The sequence below is a fragment of the Promicromonospora sp. NPDC057488 genome (genome assembly GCF_042802395.1).
Taxonomy (GTDB): Bacteria; Actinomycetota; Actinomycetes; order Actinomycetales; family Cellulomonadaceae; genus Promicromonospora.
In genome coordinates, this window is sequence record NZ_JBHVEG010000161.1 from 1 (window position 1) to 14,444 (window position 14,444).

Annotated in this window: 10 protein-coding genes; 7 read left to right on the forward strand and 3 right to left on the reverse strand. The window is 71.7% G+C overall.

Translation table 11 applies throughout. The features are described from left to right. Nucleotides 1-40 precede the first annotated feature (40 nt). Nucleotides 41-1,423 (reverse strand): MFS transporter, encoded by a 1,383-nt coding sequence (locus ACFU5G_RS24020; RefSeq protein ID WP_377250455.1) that lies wholly within the window; start codon nucleotides 1,421-1,423, stop codon nucleotides 41-43. A 306-nt stretch (nucleotides 1,424-1,729) separates the two neighbouring features. Here ACFU5G_RS24020 and murA point away from each other — a divergent pair, with 306 nt between their 5' ends. From murA to ACFU5G_RS24035, 3 genes are all read left to right on the forward strand, one after another. Then, complete coding sequence (murA, locus tag ACFU5G_RS24025; RefSeq protein WP_020013735.1) at nucleotides 1,730-3,046, forward strand: UDP-N-acetylglucosamine 1-carboxyvinyltransferase; 1,317 nt, start codon at nucleotides 1,730-1,732, stop codon at nucleotides 3,044-3,046. A gap of 83 nt (nucleotides 3,047-3,129) precedes the next feature. Further along, complete coding sequence (locus ACFU5G_RS24030) at nucleotides 3,130-3,885, forward strand: lysophospholipid acyltransferase family protein (protein WP_377250458.1); 756 nt, start codon at nucleotides 3,130-3,132, stop codon at nucleotides 3,883-3,885. Nucleotides 3,886-3,941: 56 nt separating this feature from the next. After that, nucleotides 3,942-4,964 carry an NAD(P)H-dependent glycerol-3-phosphate dehydrogenase gene (locus ACFU5G_RS24035; protein WP_377250473.1) on the forward strand — a complete coding sequence of 341 codons (1,023 nt, stop codon included), beginning with the start codon at nucleotides 3,942-3,944 and terminating at the stop codon, nucleotides 4,962-4,964. A 71-nt stretch (nucleotides 4,965-5,035) separates the two neighbouring features. Here the strand turns inward: ACFU5G_RS24035 and ACFU5G_RS24040 are convergent, their stop codons facing one another. After that, nucleotides 5,036-5,779, reverse strand: coding sequence for a hypothetical protein (locus ACFU5G_RS24040; protein ID WP_377250460.1), 744 nt, complete (start codon nucleotides 5,777-5,779; stop codon nucleotides 5,036-5,038). A 210-nt stretch (nucleotides 5,780-5,989) separates the two neighbouring features. Between ACFU5G_RS24040 and ACFU5G_RS24045 the strand changes: the two genes are divergently transcribed. Both ACFU5G_RS24045 and ACFU5G_RS24050 read left to right on the forward strand, forming a co-directional pair. Next, nucleotides 5,990-8,449, forward strand: coding sequence for a glycoside hydrolase N-terminal domain-containing protein (locus ACFU5G_RS24045; protein WP_377250462.1), 2,460 nt, complete (start codon nucleotides 5,990-5,992; stop codon nucleotides 8,447-8,449). 83 nt (nucleotides 8,450-8,532) lie between these two features. After that, nucleotides 8,533-10,434 carry a right-handed parallel beta-helix repeat-containing protein gene (locus ACFU5G_RS24050; RefSeq protein WP_377250465.1) on the forward strand — a complete coding sequence of 634 codons (1,902 nt, stop codon included), beginning with the start codon at nucleotides 8,533-8,535 and terminating at the stop codon, nucleotides 10,432-10,434. Between the two features lie 107 nt (nucleotides 10,435-10,541). Here ACFU5G_RS24050 and ACFU5G_RS24055 read toward each other — a convergent pair whose 3' ends face one another. Further along, nucleotides 10,542-11,591, reverse strand: a complete 1,050-nt coding sequence (locus ACFU5G_RS24055) for a GlxA family transcriptional regulator (RefSeq protein ID WP_377250467.1) — start codon at nucleotides 11,589-11,591, stop codon at nucleotides 10,542-10,544. Nucleotides 11,592-11,674: 83 nt separating this feature from the next. Between ACFU5G_RS24055 and ACFU5G_RS24060 the strand changes: the two genes are divergently transcribed. Both ACFU5G_RS24060 and ACFU5G_RS24065 read left to right on the forward strand, forming a co-directional pair. Then, nucleotides 11,675-12,991, forward strand: a complete 1,317-nt coding sequence (locus ACFU5G_RS24060) for an MFS transporter (protein WP_377250469.1) — start codon at nucleotides 11,675-11,677, stop codon at nucleotides 12,989-12,991. Nucleotides 12,992-13,108: 117 nt separating this feature from the next. Beyond that, complete coding sequence (locus ACFU5G_RS24065; RefSeq protein WP_377250471.1) at nucleotides 13,109-14,314, forward strand: trans-sulfuration enzyme family protein; 1,206 nt, start codon at nucleotides 13,109-13,111, stop codon at nucleotides 14,312-14,314. Nucleotides 14,315-14,444: the final 130 nt, after the last annotated feature.

The window sequence follows — 14,444 nt, forward strand, 5'->3', positions numbered from 1 at the left end:
TCCCGTACGGGAGGCGCGCGACGGCGTCGGGCAGCGGGGATCAGTCCCCGACGTTGTCCGCGTAGTCGACGTCGCGCGTCTCGCGCTCCAGGATCAGCGCGACCAGCGTGATCACGGCCATCGCGGAGAGGTAGACGCCCACGAGCACCGGCGAGCCGTCGCCCTTGGCCCACAGCCACACGGCGATGAACGGGGCCACGGCGGCGCCGAGCACCGACGACAGGTTGTACGCGATGCCGGAGCCCGTGTACCGGACGTTGGCCGGGAACAGCTCGGGCAGCACGGCCGCCATCGGGCCGAACGTGAGGCCCATGAGCGTGAAGCCGATGATCAGCAGGGTCTGCACACCGATGTCGCCCGCGGCGAACAGCGGCACGAACAGGGCGCCGAACACGATGATCGCGACGGTGACCCAGATGAGGTGCTTGCGGCGGCCGAACTTCTCCGCCATCGGACCGGACGCGAGCGTGAAGATGCCGAAGAACACGACGCCCACGATCAGCATCCAGAGGAAGTCGATCTTCTCGTAGCCGAGGCCGGCGGGGGAGCCGTCGGTCGGCTCGGTGACCGCCACGCCGTAGTTCAGCGTGAACGTCGTCATCAGGTAGAACAGCACGTACGTGGCGAGCATGATGAACGTGCCCGAGACGATCTGCTTCCACGACGTGCGGAAGACGCGGGCCACCGGCACCTTGCTGACGGCCTCGGCCGCGAGCACCTTGCGGAACGCCGGGGTCTCCAGCAGCGAGAGCCGCACCCACAGGCCCACGATCACGAGGATCGCCGACGCGATGAACGGGATGCGCCAGCCCCAGGCCGCGAACTGCTCGGGCGTGAGCGACGTCGACAGGGCGATGAACACCGTGTTGGCGAGGATGAAGCCGATGGGCGCGCCGAGCTGCGGGAACGTGCCGTAGATGGCGCGCTTGCCCTCGGGCGCGTTCTCGGTGGCCAGCAGGGCGGCGCCGCTCCACTCGCCGCCGAGGCCGAGGCCCTGGCAGAACCGGCACAGCACGAGCACCGCGGGGGCCGCCAGGGCCCAGCCGGGGGTCGACGCCGCGGGGATGAGGCCGATCAGGACCGTCGCGATACCCATCGTGAGCAGCGACGCGACCAGCGTCGCCTTGCGGCCGATCCGGTCACCGAAGTGCCCGAACAGGACCGAGCCGACCGGCCGCGCCACGAAGGCGACGCCGAAGACGGCGAACGACGACAGGAGCTGCGTGGTCGGGTCCTCGGCGTTCGGGAAGAACAGGGCCGGGAAGACCAGCGAGGCCGCGGTCGCGTAGATGTAGAAGTCATAGAACTCGATGGAGGTACCGATGAGGGAGGCGACGACGACGCGGCCGCGGGGATTCCCGGCCGGCGCTGTGCTCTCCTCGCCGCCGGGGGTCCCGGCGGTCGGTGCTGCGGAGGTGCTCATGCTCGCGAGATTAGGCGCGTCGTCCGCCATCCGGGAAGGGCGTCTCGCGATACGGATGGGGTCTTGACGTAGGCTGCCGCCGTCGGCAAGCACGGTCGTGCGACCTGTCATGCGCGAGCGATGTGCACACACGGCGTGTCGAACTGCGGCCTGGTGCGTCGCGAGTGAAGGTGTGGTGAACGGTGAATACTCCCACTGGTTGCCGTGTTGGCACGACCGGCGGTGAGGGGCAGGATCGACCGGGCGCCCCCGGAGGCTCCGCCATCGGAAATCCATCATCGGAACGAACGAGACGACGACGAGGATATGAACGATCTGCTGTATGTGAACGGCGGCAACCCGTTGAACGGGACCATCACCGTTCGAGGCGCAAAGAACTTCGTGTCGAAGTCCATGGTGGCTTCTCTGCTGGGGGAGACCCCGAGCGTGCTGCGGAACGTCCCGCAGATCCGTGACGTCAAGGTCGTCTCGGGGCTCCTGGACCTGCACGGCGTGAACGTCAAGTACGACACCGACGCCGGCATCCTGGACCTCGACCCGTCCAACGTCGAGTCCGCCCACGTGGCCGACATCGACGCGCACGCCGGGTCCAGCCGTATCCCGATCCTGTTCTGCGGGCCGCTGCTGCACCGTCTCGGCGAGGCGTTCATCCCCGACCTGGGCGGCTGCCGCATCGGCGACCGGCCCATCAACTACCACCTCGACATCCTGCGCCAGTTCGGCGCCGTCGTGGACAAGCGGCCCAACGGCATCCACCTGCGCGCGCCGCGGCGCCTGCAGGGCACCAAGATCTCGCTGCCGTACCCGTCGGTGGGCGCCACCGAGCAGACCCTGCTGACGGCGGTCCGCGCGGACGGCATCACCGAGCTCTCGGGCGCGGCGATCGAGCCCGAGATCATGGACCTCATCGCGGTGCTGCAGAAGATGGGCGCGATCATCTCGGTCGACACCGACCGCGTGATCCGCATCGAGGGCGTCGACCGCCTCGAGGGCTACACCCACACGGCGCTGAACGACCGCATCGAGACCGCCTCCTGGGCCTCCGCTGCCCTGGCCACCGGCGGCGACATCACCGTCAAGGGCGCCACCCAGCCCGAGATGATGACCTTCCTCAACACCTTCCGGAAGGTCGGCGGCCGCTTCGAGGTGCAGGACGACGGCATCCGCTTCTGGCACGCCGGCGGCGACCTCAAGTCCATCGTGCTGGAGACTGACGTCCACCCCGGCTTCATGACGGACTGGCAGCAGCCGCTCGTCGTCGCGCTCACGCAGGCCACCGGCCTGTCGATCGTGCACGAGACCGTGTACGAGAACCGGTTCGGCTTCACGGACGCGCTGCGCAAGATGGGCGCCACGATCCAGGTCTACAAGGAGTGCCTGGGCGGTCGCGACTGCCGGTTCGGCCAGCGCAACTTCCACCACTCCGCCGTCGTCTCCGGCCCGACGCCGCTCTCGGCGGCCGACATCGAGGTCCCGGACCTGCGCGGCGGCTTCAGCCACCTCATCGCGGCGCTGGCCGCCAAGGGGCAGTCGACGGTGCGCGGCATCGGCCTGATCGACCGCGGCTACGAGAACTTCCAGGACAAGCTGGAGGCCCTGGGCGCCGAGGTCGTCCGCGGCTGACCTACTCCCCGCACTTGTCAGACGCTCAGGTCCCCCGGGGGACCTGAGCGTCTGACACGTCTCGGCCGAGTATCCTTTCGGCCGTGTCCATCCCACGCCCCGAGTCGCGCATGTATCGCTTCGTCGCGTTCATCGTGCGGAACCTCATGTTCGCGCTGTGCAAGTACGAGTGGAAGGGCGGCGAGAACTTCCCGGCCAAGGGCGGGTTCATCGCCGCGGCCAACCACGTCACCGAGCTCGACGCGCTGACGCTGGCGCACTACCTCTTCGACATGGGCCGCGAGCCCCGCATCCTGGCCAAGCGTGGCCTGTTCGACTCGCCGCTGACGGGGTGGGCCCTGCGGGGCACCAAGATGATCCCGGTGGACCGGGACTCCGCGAAGTCCGCCGAGTCGCTGAAGGACGCCGCGAGCCAGCTCGGCGACGGCGCCTGCGTCGCGATCCTGCCCGAGGGCACCCTGACGCGCGACCCTGAGTACTGGCCCATGGAGGGCAAGACCGGCGTGGCCCGCATCGCGCTGACGACCCGCCTGCCCGTGCTCCCGGTCGCCCAGTGGGGCGTCACGGAGATCCTCGGCCGGTACAGCCGCGTGCTCAAGCCGTTCCCGCGCAAGAAGGTGACCATCCAGACCGGCCCGCCCGTGGACCTGAGCGACCTGTACGACCGGCCGCAGGACACCGCCACGCTGCGTGAGGCCACGAGCCGCATCATGGACGCCATCACCGTCGAGCTGGAGCAGATCCGCGGCGAGAAGGCCCCGAAGCCGCGGTTCGACCTGCGCAAGCACCCCGACTACGAGGCCAAGATGACGAGCTACCCGCCGGTGGAGCGCCCGTGAGCGACGTGACGAAGACAGAGGGCGCGAAGACAGAGGGCACCAAGGCAGAGGACACCGTGCACGGACGGACGAAGGTCGCCGTGCTCGGCGCCGGCTCGATGGGCACCACGTTCGCGATGGTGCTGGCCGACGCCGGCTGCGACGTCACCCTGTGGGGCCGCGACGCCGCCGTGCTCGACGCCGTGGACAGCACGCACCGCAACGAGAAGTACCTGCCGGGCGTGCAGCTGCCCCCGATGCACGGCACCACCGACCCGGCGGTCGCCCTGCGTGACGCGTCGATCGTCGTCGTCTCCGTGCCGTCCCAGGTGGCCCGCGCCACGCTGGAGTCGATGAAGCACCTGGTGCACGAGGTGGCGGCGCCGGGCGCCGTCGTCGTCTCCCTGATGAAGGGCGTCGAGCTCGGCACGGACAAGCGCATGACCCAGGTCATGGCCGAGGTGCTGGAGCTGCCCGACGAGCGCGTCGCCGTCGTCTCCGGGCCGAACCTGGCGCCCGAGATCGCCGAGCGGCAGCCGACGGCGACCGTGGTCGCCTCGCGCAGCGAGGCCACGGCCCAGCTCGTGGCCTCCGCCTGCTCGACCGGGTACTTCCGCCCGTACACGAACACCGACGTGGTAGGCGTGGAGCTGTGCGGCGCGGTGAAGAACATCATCGCCCTGGCCGCCGGCATGGCGCAGGGCCAGGGCCTCGGCTGGAACACGCTGGCCACGCTCATCACGCGCGGCCTGGTGGAGATCACACGCCTCGGCCTCGCGCTGGGCGCCGACGCCGCCACGTTCTCCGGCCTCGCAGGCATGGGCGACCTGATGGCGACGTGCGCGTCGCCGCTGTCGCGCAACCACCGGCTCGGCAAGCACGTGGGCGAGGGCCTCACGCTCGCCGAGGCGATCAAGGCGACCGGCGGCACGGCCGAGGGCGTCAAGTCGTCGGAGTCCGTACTGGAGCTCGCCCGCGCGCACGACGTCGAGATGCCGATCACCGCGGGCGTCGTCGAAGTGCTGGCGGGCAGGCTGCCGCTGTCCGAGCTCGCGGCGGCGCTGCTGGCGCGGCCCCAGAAGTCCGAGGTCGCGGGCTGAGCGTGCTGGTCTGACGCCGGGCTCCGGCGTTCTGGTGCAGTCCTGAGCGCCCGGCCCGCGTGGCCGGGCGCTCAGTGCTGGACGTCGACCACCACACGCATCGGGTCCTCCAGCAGGAACACCCGGAACGGGCGCTCCCCGTCGACGCCGAGGAACGCCGTCGTGTACCCCTCGAACCAGTACCGGTACACGATCTCGTCGATCGACTGGGTGTCCACCGGCTCGATACGGTCGCCCGAGAACTCGTCGACGCCGCTGTCCGTCGGGGTCGCCGTGCCCGAGATCGACACCCGCAGGATCGCGTCGCCGTCCACGCGCACGGTGTCCCCGGAGCCGTCGTCGACGGCCTGGTCCACGTACTCGACGCGCCAGCCGGGCTTGCCGCTGCCCGTGCCGTCGAGGTCGAGGACGACCCGGTCGTAGCCGTCGTGCACGCCGACGCGCACGTCCGTGACGGTCAGGAACGTGTCACCCGCGCCGGAGGGCTCCGCGGTGTCGGGCCTCGTGTTCGCGGCGAAGGCCGGTCCGGAGGCGGTCTCCGTGGCCGAGGCCGCTGGTTCGGGCTCCGGTCCCGGCTCGGCGGGCTCGCTCGCGTCGTCGCCCGCGCCCGCCGACTCCGAGGGCTCCGAAGGCTCTGACGGCTCCTGCGACGCGTCCGGCCCCGAAGCGATCGGCGCAGGGCCGGACTCGTCGCTCCCGGGCCCCTGCGCGCTCGTGCACCCGGCCAGGAGCAGCGCCGCGCACGCGGCGATCGTCCCGGCAGCGGCCAGCGTCGGGGCTGTGGTCAGGGCGGTGCGGTGTCCGGCTCGTCCCATGTTCCCAGCGTAGGTGCAGGTCCGCCGACCGTGGGGTCACGGATCGGCCACTTCCTGCCCGACCGGCACTCCGGACTCACACCAACTGACTCTGCACTCTTGACTTGTGATACATGTGACGTACTACATTTAGCCCCGCGTCGTTCAACGGTGATGGCGAAGTGCTGGCTGCGCTGCCTGTGCTGACCAAGAGGACGAAGGAGTCGCTCGATGAATCCGATCACGCGAAGAGATCTCCTGCGCACGACCGGCCTGACCGCGGGTGCGTTCGCGCTCGCCGGGCACGCCCCGGCGGTGGCGGCCGCCGACCCCGCCGAGGAGCCCGAGGCCCCCGACACCAACCCGATGCGGCTCTGGTACACCGCCCCGGCCGAGCAGTGGCTGCAGGCGCTGGCCATCGGCAACGGGCGGCTCGGCGCCATGGTGTTCGGCGGCGTCGCGGCCGAGAAGCTCATGCTCAACGAGGACACGGTCTGGGCCGGCGGCCCGCACGACTACGCCGACCCGCTCGGGCACGAGGCCCTGCCGGAGATCCGCCGGCTGATCAGCGAGGAGAAGTGGCTGGAGGCCCAGAACCTCGCCGACGAGCGGTTCATGGGCCGCCCCACGGAGCAGATGCAGTACCAGCCCGTCGGCGACCTGCTCATCAACTTCTCCGGGCCAGGCTTCTCCGGGCCGGACTTCCCCGGCCTGACCGACGACGTCACGGACTACCGACGGTCGCTCGACCTGAACACCGCCATCACGACCACCACCTTCGTTGCCGACGGCGTGCGCCACACCCGTGAGGTGTTCGGCAGCCACGCCCACCAGGTGATCGTGATGCGGCTGACCGCGAGCGAGCGGGGCGCGATCTCGTTCGACGCCGGCTACCAGTCGCTCCAGGAGACGTCGACGTACGCGCACGACGCCCGCACGCTCGCCCTGGAGGGCACGAGCGGCGAGGCCGAGGGCCTGGAGGGCAAGGTGCGGTTCGTCAGCCTGGCCCGCGCCCTGCCCGAGGGCGGCGCCGTGACCTGCGACGACACCGGCCTGCACGTGCGGGGCGCCGACGCCGTGACGCTGGTCGTCTCCATCGGCACCAGCCACCGGAACTACCTCGACGTCGGCGGCGACCACCTCGCGGCGGCCCTCGCCCCGCTGGAGCGGATCCCGGACCAGGGGTACGGCATCCTGCGGCGCGCCCACGTGCGCGACCACCAGGAGATGTTCGGCCGGGTGGACATCGACCTGGGCACGTCGGCGTCCGTCGACCTGCCGACCGACCAGCGGGTCGCTGCCTTCCGCGACGGCCAGGACCCGCAGCTCGCGGCGCTGTACTACCAGTTCGGCCGCTACCTGCTGATCTCCAGCTCGCGGACGCCGGGCCAGCCGGCCAACCTGCAGGGCCTGTGGAACGACCAGATGCTGCCGCCGTGGCAGTCGAAGTACACCCTGAACATCAACTGCCAGATGAACTACTGGCCCGCGGGCCCGGCGAACCTGGCCGAGTGCTGGGAGCCGCTCTTCGCGATGATCGAGGAGCTCGCCGAGTCCGGCGCCCGGACGGCGCAGAAGATGTGGGGCGCCAAGGGGTGGGTGGCGCACCACAACACCGACCTGTGGCGCGGGTCGGCGCCCGTGGACTTCGCGTACTACGGCGTCTGGCCCACCGGCGGCGCCTGGCTCTCGCTGCTGTTCTGGGAGCACTACGAGTACACCGGCGACCTCGACGTGCTGCGGGAGTACTTCCCGGTGCTGCGCGGGTCGGTCGAGTTCTTCCTCGACACCCTCGTGCAGGACGCCGCGACCGGCTACCTGGTGACCAGCCCCTCGCACTCGCCCGAGCTCAAGCACCACGACATCGACAACGTGGGCGTGAGCATGTGCGCCGGCCCGACCATGGACATGCAGATCCTGCGGGACCTGTTCACGGCGTTCGACCGGGCGTCCGAGGTGCTCGGCCAGGACCGCGAGATGGCCGCGCAGGCGCTGGCCGCGCGCGAGCAGCTGCCGCCCAACCAGATCGGCTTCCTGGGGCAGGTCCAGGAGTGGCTGATCGACTGGGAGGAGGCCGCGCAGGAGACCAGCCGGCACGTCTCGCACCTGTGGGGCGTGTTCCCCAGCGACCAGATCACCCCGCGCCGCACGCCCGAGCTGGCCGCGGCGGCCAACCGGTCGCTCGAGCTCCGCGGTCCCGCGGTCACGGCGGGCTGGTCGCTCGCGTGGAAGATGAACATCCGCGCCCGGCTGCTCCAGCGGGACGGCGTCTACACCCACCTGAAGCAGCTCCTCTCGCCCGGGCGCACCGCGCCGAACCTGTTCGACCTGCACCCGCCGTTCCAGATCGACGGCAACTTCGGAGGCACCTCGGCGATCAACGAGACCCTCGTGCAGAGCCACTCCGGCGAGGTGTGGCTGCTGCCGTGCCTGCCGGCCGCCTTCCCCGACGGGAAGGTGCGCGGCCTGCGCACGCGTGGCGCCTTCGAGCTCGCCCTGACCTGGCGGGACGGCGTCCTCACGTCCGCCCGCGTCCGGTCGCTGGCGGGCAGCACCATCCGGCTGCGCACGCAGGGCCCGGTCCGCGTCTCCGGCCCCGGCGGCCCGGTCGACGTCGAGCGGCCCGAGGAGGGCCTCGCCGTCTTCCGGACGCGCCGCGGGGCCACGTACGTCGTCGAACCGACGGCCTGACCCGGCGCGCCGACCCACCCGCCTACCCCACAGACCTACCTCACCGAACCACCCGTAAGAACCGCACCCACGAAAGGACACAGATGTCCAGGAATTGGATTCAGACCAGCACCGTGGCGGTCGCCGCGCTGAGCCTGGTCGCCGCCGCGGGAGGCGGCGGGGTCGCGCTCGACCGGCTCGCCGACGCCGCGGTCGCGGCGACGTCCGCGAGGTGCCAGCAGCTCTACGTGTCGCCGACGGGCGACGACCAGGGCAAGGGCACGGCCAAGGACCCGTTCAGGACGGTCGACCGCGCCCGCGCGCACATCCAGGAGGCGGGCCTCAACAAGGAGGGCCGGCAGCGGTGCGACATCACGGTGAACCTCGCGGCGGGTGACTACCCCGTCACGGAGACCATCGCGTTCACGCAGGAGGACTCGGGCGCCGGCGGGCACCAGATCGTCTACCGCAGCAGCGACGGCCCGGGCAAGGCCAACCTCGTGGGCGCCGAGGAGGTGACCGGCTGGGAGGAGTACCAGGACGGCATCTACAAGACCCAGGTCGACCCCGACGAGCAGTTCTACACCCTCTTCGAGGACGGCGAACGCTCCGAGCTGGCCCGCTACCCCAACCGCGGCTCGGACGACACCCAGGGGCCGTACCTGTTCTCGCGGCTCGGCGAGCCCGAGAAGGAGGCCGTGCACCAGTGGCTGTACTGGCAGGACGGCGACTGGGACCCGGCCTGGGACGACACCCCCGAGAGCAACCCGCTCAAGGACGCCCAGGTCACGCTGTGGTCCGGCGGTTCGTGGAGCTGGTTCACCGACATCGTGCCGATCGGCGGCGCCGACTACCGCAAGGGTTTCGCCACGCTCGACCACTGGGCGCGCTACGCCCTGGTGAACAGCCGCAGCGGCTCGCGCTACTTCATCCAGAACGCCCTGCCGTTCCTGGACCAGGCGGGCGAGTACTACATCGACCGTGAGGCCGGCGAGCTGTACTACAAGCCGCGCGGCGACATCGACGGCGTCACGATCATGAAGCCCACGGTCACCAAGGTGATCGACGTCAAGGGGGCCACGCCCGACGACAAGGCGCACGACATCACGTTCGACGGCATCGGCATCCAGTACTCCGACTTCGTCAGCTGGTACCGCTCGGGCTGGATCAGCGCGGGCGACTCCGGCGAGGAGCACAAGTACCCGGAGTACGACCGGCAGATCGAGATGCCGCGCAACCGGTTCGGGGCCGTGACGCTGGAGAACACGAGCGACATCACGCTCACCGGCATGCACATCCGCGACACCGGCTTCATGGGCGTCTACGCGCTGTTCGCCAACGACAACCTGACCGTCGAGAACTCCCTCCTGGAGAACCTCGGCGCCGACGGCATCAAGGTCGAGGGCGGCTGGCCGGGCGAGGGTGACATCTCGCACCACCACACCTTCCGCAACCTCTACATCCACCACGTGGGCGAGCTCGTCCCCGGCGACGCCTCGGGCATCGAGCTCATGGGCACCGGCGACAACCTCGTCGAGCACGTGAACGTGCGGCACTCCGCCCGGTACGGCATCAGCCTGGAGTCCCGGCCCGAGGTGGTGGACGGCGACCAGTACACCGACCACAACACCTTCCGGTACATCCAGATCGACGAGGCCGGCCTCGACTCCGGCGACATGGGCGCGTTCTACACCTACGGCGTCGACAACCAGGACCCGTACCCGGTGCAGAACACGGTGGACCAGATGGTCATCGGCGACGTCATCCCCGACCCGGTGGGCGAGATGCCGGACAGCGGCACCCGGGGCATCCACATGGACGCGGGCGGCTGCGCGTTCTCGTTCAGCAACATCGAGGTGGGCGAGACGACCGACCAGTCGTACCAGTCGTACCAGTGCAACGAGGTGACCAACGGCAACTGGGAGGCCGACTTCGACGCCAGCAAGATGGAGTACGACCTCATCGGCGTGACGGACGCGTTCCCGTACCCGGTCCCGGAGTCCTGACCCCGTAGTCGCTGGTCGAGCCGGAAGCGCTGGTCGAGCTTGTCGAGACCTCCCCGGGTCTCGACAAGCTCGACCAGCGTGTGTGTCAGCTCGAACGGCGTGTGCCGTCACGCCGCCCGGCGGAACGTCCTCCGGTAGGCCGACGGCGTCACGCCCAGCGCCGCCGTCAGATGGGCCCGCAGCGATTGCGCCGTGCCGAACCCGCACCGCCGCGCGACCTGCTCGACCGGCAGCGCCGTGCCCTCCAGCAGGGTCCGCGCGTGCTCGACCCGCTGGCGGGTCAGCCACTGGGCGGGGCTCTCGCCGGTCTCGTCGCGGAACCGCCGCGTGAAGGTGCGCACCGACATCGCGGCGTGCCGCGCCAGGTCGGACAGCGTCAGCGGCTCGTCGAGCCGGTCGAGCGCCCAGGCGCGGGCGGCGGCCGTGCTCGCGCCGCGGCTCCCCGCGGCGGCCGCGCCCGAGGTCCCGGCCCGCTCGACCGCCCGCTCGATCCCCACGGGCCGCCGGATGTACTGCGCCTGGCCGCCGTCGCGATGGGGCGGCACCACGGTGCGGCGCGCGACGTCCTGCGCGACGGCGGTGCCGTGGTCCCGCCGCACCACGTGCAGGCACAGGTCGACGCCGGAGGCGACGCCCGCCGAGGTGAGCACGTCGCCGTCGTCGGTGTACAGCACGTCCGGGTCGAGCCCCACGCCCGGGTAGAGCCGGCGGAACCGGTCGCTCTCCAGCCAGTGGGTCGTGGCGGGGCGGCCGTCGAGCAGGCCCGCCGCCGCGAGCACGAACGCGCCCGTGCAGATCGACATGAGCCGGGCGCCCGGCCGGATCCGGGCGAGCGCCGCGGCGAGCTCGGGTTCGAGGACCGGGTCGCCGACGGCCGGGTCCGTGCCGTCGGGCCCCGAGGTGTGCGACGCCGGGACCACCACGGTGTCCGCCGTCTCCAGCACCTCGGGCCCGTGCTCCACCTGGACGAGCACGTCGGAGTCCGACCGCACCAGGCCCGGGCCGCCGGGCGTGCAGGTCACGACCTCGTACAGGGGCCGGTGCTCGGCGTCGCGCGCGATACCGAAGATCCGGTGCGGGATGCCGAGCTCGAACGGGATGAAGCCGGGCCGGATCAGGACGGCCACGCGATGCCGAGGCGGGGTGTGCTGGGCCATGTCTCGATCATATGGCCCGAACCTAGCGTTGTGTGTCCCTCCGGCCACTGGTTCCCGCCGTCCCGCCCCAGCATGCTGATCCCGTGACCCAGACAGACGTCCCCGTGCCGGCGGGCCAGAACGCCTCGCAGCCACCGCGGCGCACCGCGCCCCGCATCCACCCCGCCTGGTGGGTGGCCCTGGTCAGCTTCGTGACCGTCATGTGCGCCGCGGCGTTCACTGCGGCGCCCGGCCTGTTCGTGGACCCGCTGAACGCGGAGCTCGGCTGGTCGCGCGCCACCATCGGCTTCGCCGTCGGCCTCCAGTCCGTGCTCTACGGGCTGACGGCGCCGTTCGCCGCCGCCCTGATGGACCGGTTCGGCATGCGCCCCGTGGTCAGCGTCGCGCTCGTCGTCATCACGGGCGGCGCCCTGTCGACCGTCTGGATGTCGGAACCCTGGCAGTTCGTGCTCGGCTGGGGCCTGCTGGTCGGGGTGGGCAGCGGCAGCATGGCGCTCGCGTTCACCGCGACGGTGACGGGGCGCTGGTTCGTGGCCCGGCGCGGCCTGGTCAGCGGCGTCCTGACGGCGGCCACGGCGTCGGGCCAGCTCGTGTTCCTGCCGCTGCTCGCGTGGATCGTGGAGAACCAGGGCTGGCGGCCGGCGTCGGTCACGGTGGCCATCGCGTCGCTCGTGGCCATCCCGCTGGTGCTCTTCCTGCTGCGCGACCACCCTGCCGACATGGGGCTGGCGCCCTACGGCGGCACCTACGCGCCCAAGCCCGCGCCGACGCGCGGCGCGGCCCGCCGGGCCGTCACCGCGCTGTTCGACGCCGCCCGCACGGGTCCGTTCTGGCTCCTGGCCGGGGCGTTCGCGATCTGTGGCGCGACGACGAACGGGCTGGTCCGCACGCACTTCGTGCCCGGGGCGCACGACCACGGCATGCCCATCACCGTGGCGGCGAGCCTGCTCGCCGTGATCGGCGTCGTCGACGTGATCGGCACCATCGGGTCCGGCTGGCTGACCGACCGGTACTCGCCGCGCGTGCTGCTCGGCGTCTACTACACGCTGCGCGGTGTGGCCCTGCTGTTCCTGCCGTCCCTGATGGCCCCGAACGTCGAGATGCCGATGGTGTTCTTCATCGTGTTCTACGGGCTGGACTGGGTGGCGACCGTGCCGCCGACGCTCGCCCTGTGCCGGGAGTTCTACGGCGAGGACGCGCCCATCGTGTTCGGCTGGGTGCTCGCGTCGCACCAGGTCGGCGCGGGTGTGGTGGCCTTCGCGGGCGGCCTGGTGCGCGACATGACCGGCTCGTACGACGCCGTCTGGTACGGCGCGGGGGCGCTGTGCGCGGGCGCGGCGCTCATGTCGCTGGTGATCCGGCGGGTCCGGACACCCACCCCGGACGTGTCAGACGCGTAGGTCACCCGGGGGACCTGTGGGTCTGACACGTCCGGGTCTGACACGTCACCTGGGTCTGACAGGTCGCCCTGCGGACGGGCGGGGCGCCGTCCGCGGGGCGGTCGTATTCTCCCGACCATGAGCACCACCCCTGAGCACCCCGCGACGCAGCACGACGCCGCGCAGCACCCCGGGCCGAGCGGGCTCGCCCCCGCCACCCTCGTCGTCGCCGCCGGCCGCCCGGCGCGCGAGCAGGGCGGGCACATCAACCCGTCCGTGCCGCTGAACTCGACATACGTGTCGCGCGGCGTGGTCACCTCCGGCGAGCTCTCCTACGCGCGCGGCGACAACGACGCCTGGCACCCGTTCGAGTCGGCGCTGGCCGCGCTGGAGGCGGGGGCGGGGGAGCCCGGCGAGGCGCTCGTGTTCTCCTCCGGGATGGCCGCGATCGCCGCCGTCTTCTCCCTGGTGCCCGACGGCGGCACGCTCGTGCTGCCCCGGCACGCCTACCAGGCGGGCATGGTGCTGGCGCGCCAGATCTCGGAGCGGCACGGCGTGACGCTGCGGTACGTGGACATCGCGGACACGGACGCCGTGGTCGCCGCGCTGGAGGGCGCCGACCTGTTCCTGGCCGAGTCGCCCACCAACCCCATGCTGGAGGTCGCGGACCTGCCCGCCGTGCTCGGGGCCGCCCGGGCCGCCGGGGTGCGGTCGGTGGTGGACAACACCTTCGCGACGCCGCTCGGGCAGCGCCCGCTGGAGCACGGCGCCGACATCGTGCTGCACTCGGTGACCAAGTACCTGGCGGGCCACTCCGACGTCGTGCTGGGCGCGCTCGTGACGCGCGACGCCGAGCTGGCCGCAACGCTGCGCGAGCACCGCACGCTGCACGGCGCGATCGCCGGGCCGTTCGAGGTGTGGCTCGCCCTGCGCGGCCTGCGCACCCTCGCGCTGCGGTTCGAGCGGGCCCAGGCCACGGCCGCCGAGCTCGCCCGCCGGCTCGCGGAGCACCCCGACGTCGCCGAGGTGCGGCACCCCTCGCTGCCCGGCGATCCGGGGCACGAGCGCGCGAAGGCGCAGATGAACGGGTTCGGCGCGATCCTCGGGGTGCGGCCGGCGCCGCGCGCCGGCGTCGGGCCGGTCGAGCGGGCCGACGCCGTGGTCGACGCCGTGGGCCTCTGGCTGCCCGCCACGTCGCTGGGCGGCGTCGAGTCGATGCTGGAGCGCCGCCGCCGCTGGGGCACCGAGGCGCACACCGTGCCCGAGGACCTGCTGCGCCTGTCGGTCGGCATCGAGGACGTCGAGGACCTCTGGCGAGACCTGGACCAGGCGCTCCGCGCCTGACGGGGCACGGTTCCGGGCCGGGCGCGGTCGGGCGGGCACGGTCGGGCGGGCGCGGCGTGCGCGGTCGGCCGAGCGCGGGCTTCGGGCCGAGGGGTGGTCGGCAGAATGTCAGATGGTCGGCAGCTCGAGC

Coding starts and splice junctions, on each gene's coding strand:
- ACFU5G_RS24040 (WP_377250460.1), bottom strand. CDS start 5,779: ATGGGACGAGCCGGACACCGCACCGCCCTGACCACAGCCCCGACGCTG.
- ACFU5G_RS24055 (WP_377250467.1), bottom strand. CDS start 11,591: ATGGCCCAGCACACCCCGCCTCGGCATCGCGTGGCCGTCCTGATCCGG.
- ACFU5G_RS24045 (WP_377250462.1), top strand. CDS start 5,990: ATGAATCCGATCACGCGAAGAGATCTCCTGCGCACGACCGGCCTGACC.
- murA (WP_020013735.1), top strand. CDS start 1,730: ATGAACGATCTGCTGTATGTGAACGGCGGCAACCCGTTGAACGGGACC.
- ACFU5G_RS24020 (WP_377250455.1), bottom strand. CDS start 1,423: ATGAGCACCTCCGCAGCACCGACCGCCGGGACCCCCGGCGGCGAGGAG.
- ACFU5G_RS24050 (WP_377250465.1), top strand. CDS start 8,533: ATGTCCAGGAATTGGATTCAGACCAGCACCGTGGCGGTCGCCGCGCTG.
- ACFU5G_RS24065 (WP_377250471.1), top strand. CDS start 13,109: ATGAGCACCACCCCTGAGCACCCCGCGACGCAGCACGACGCCGCGCAG.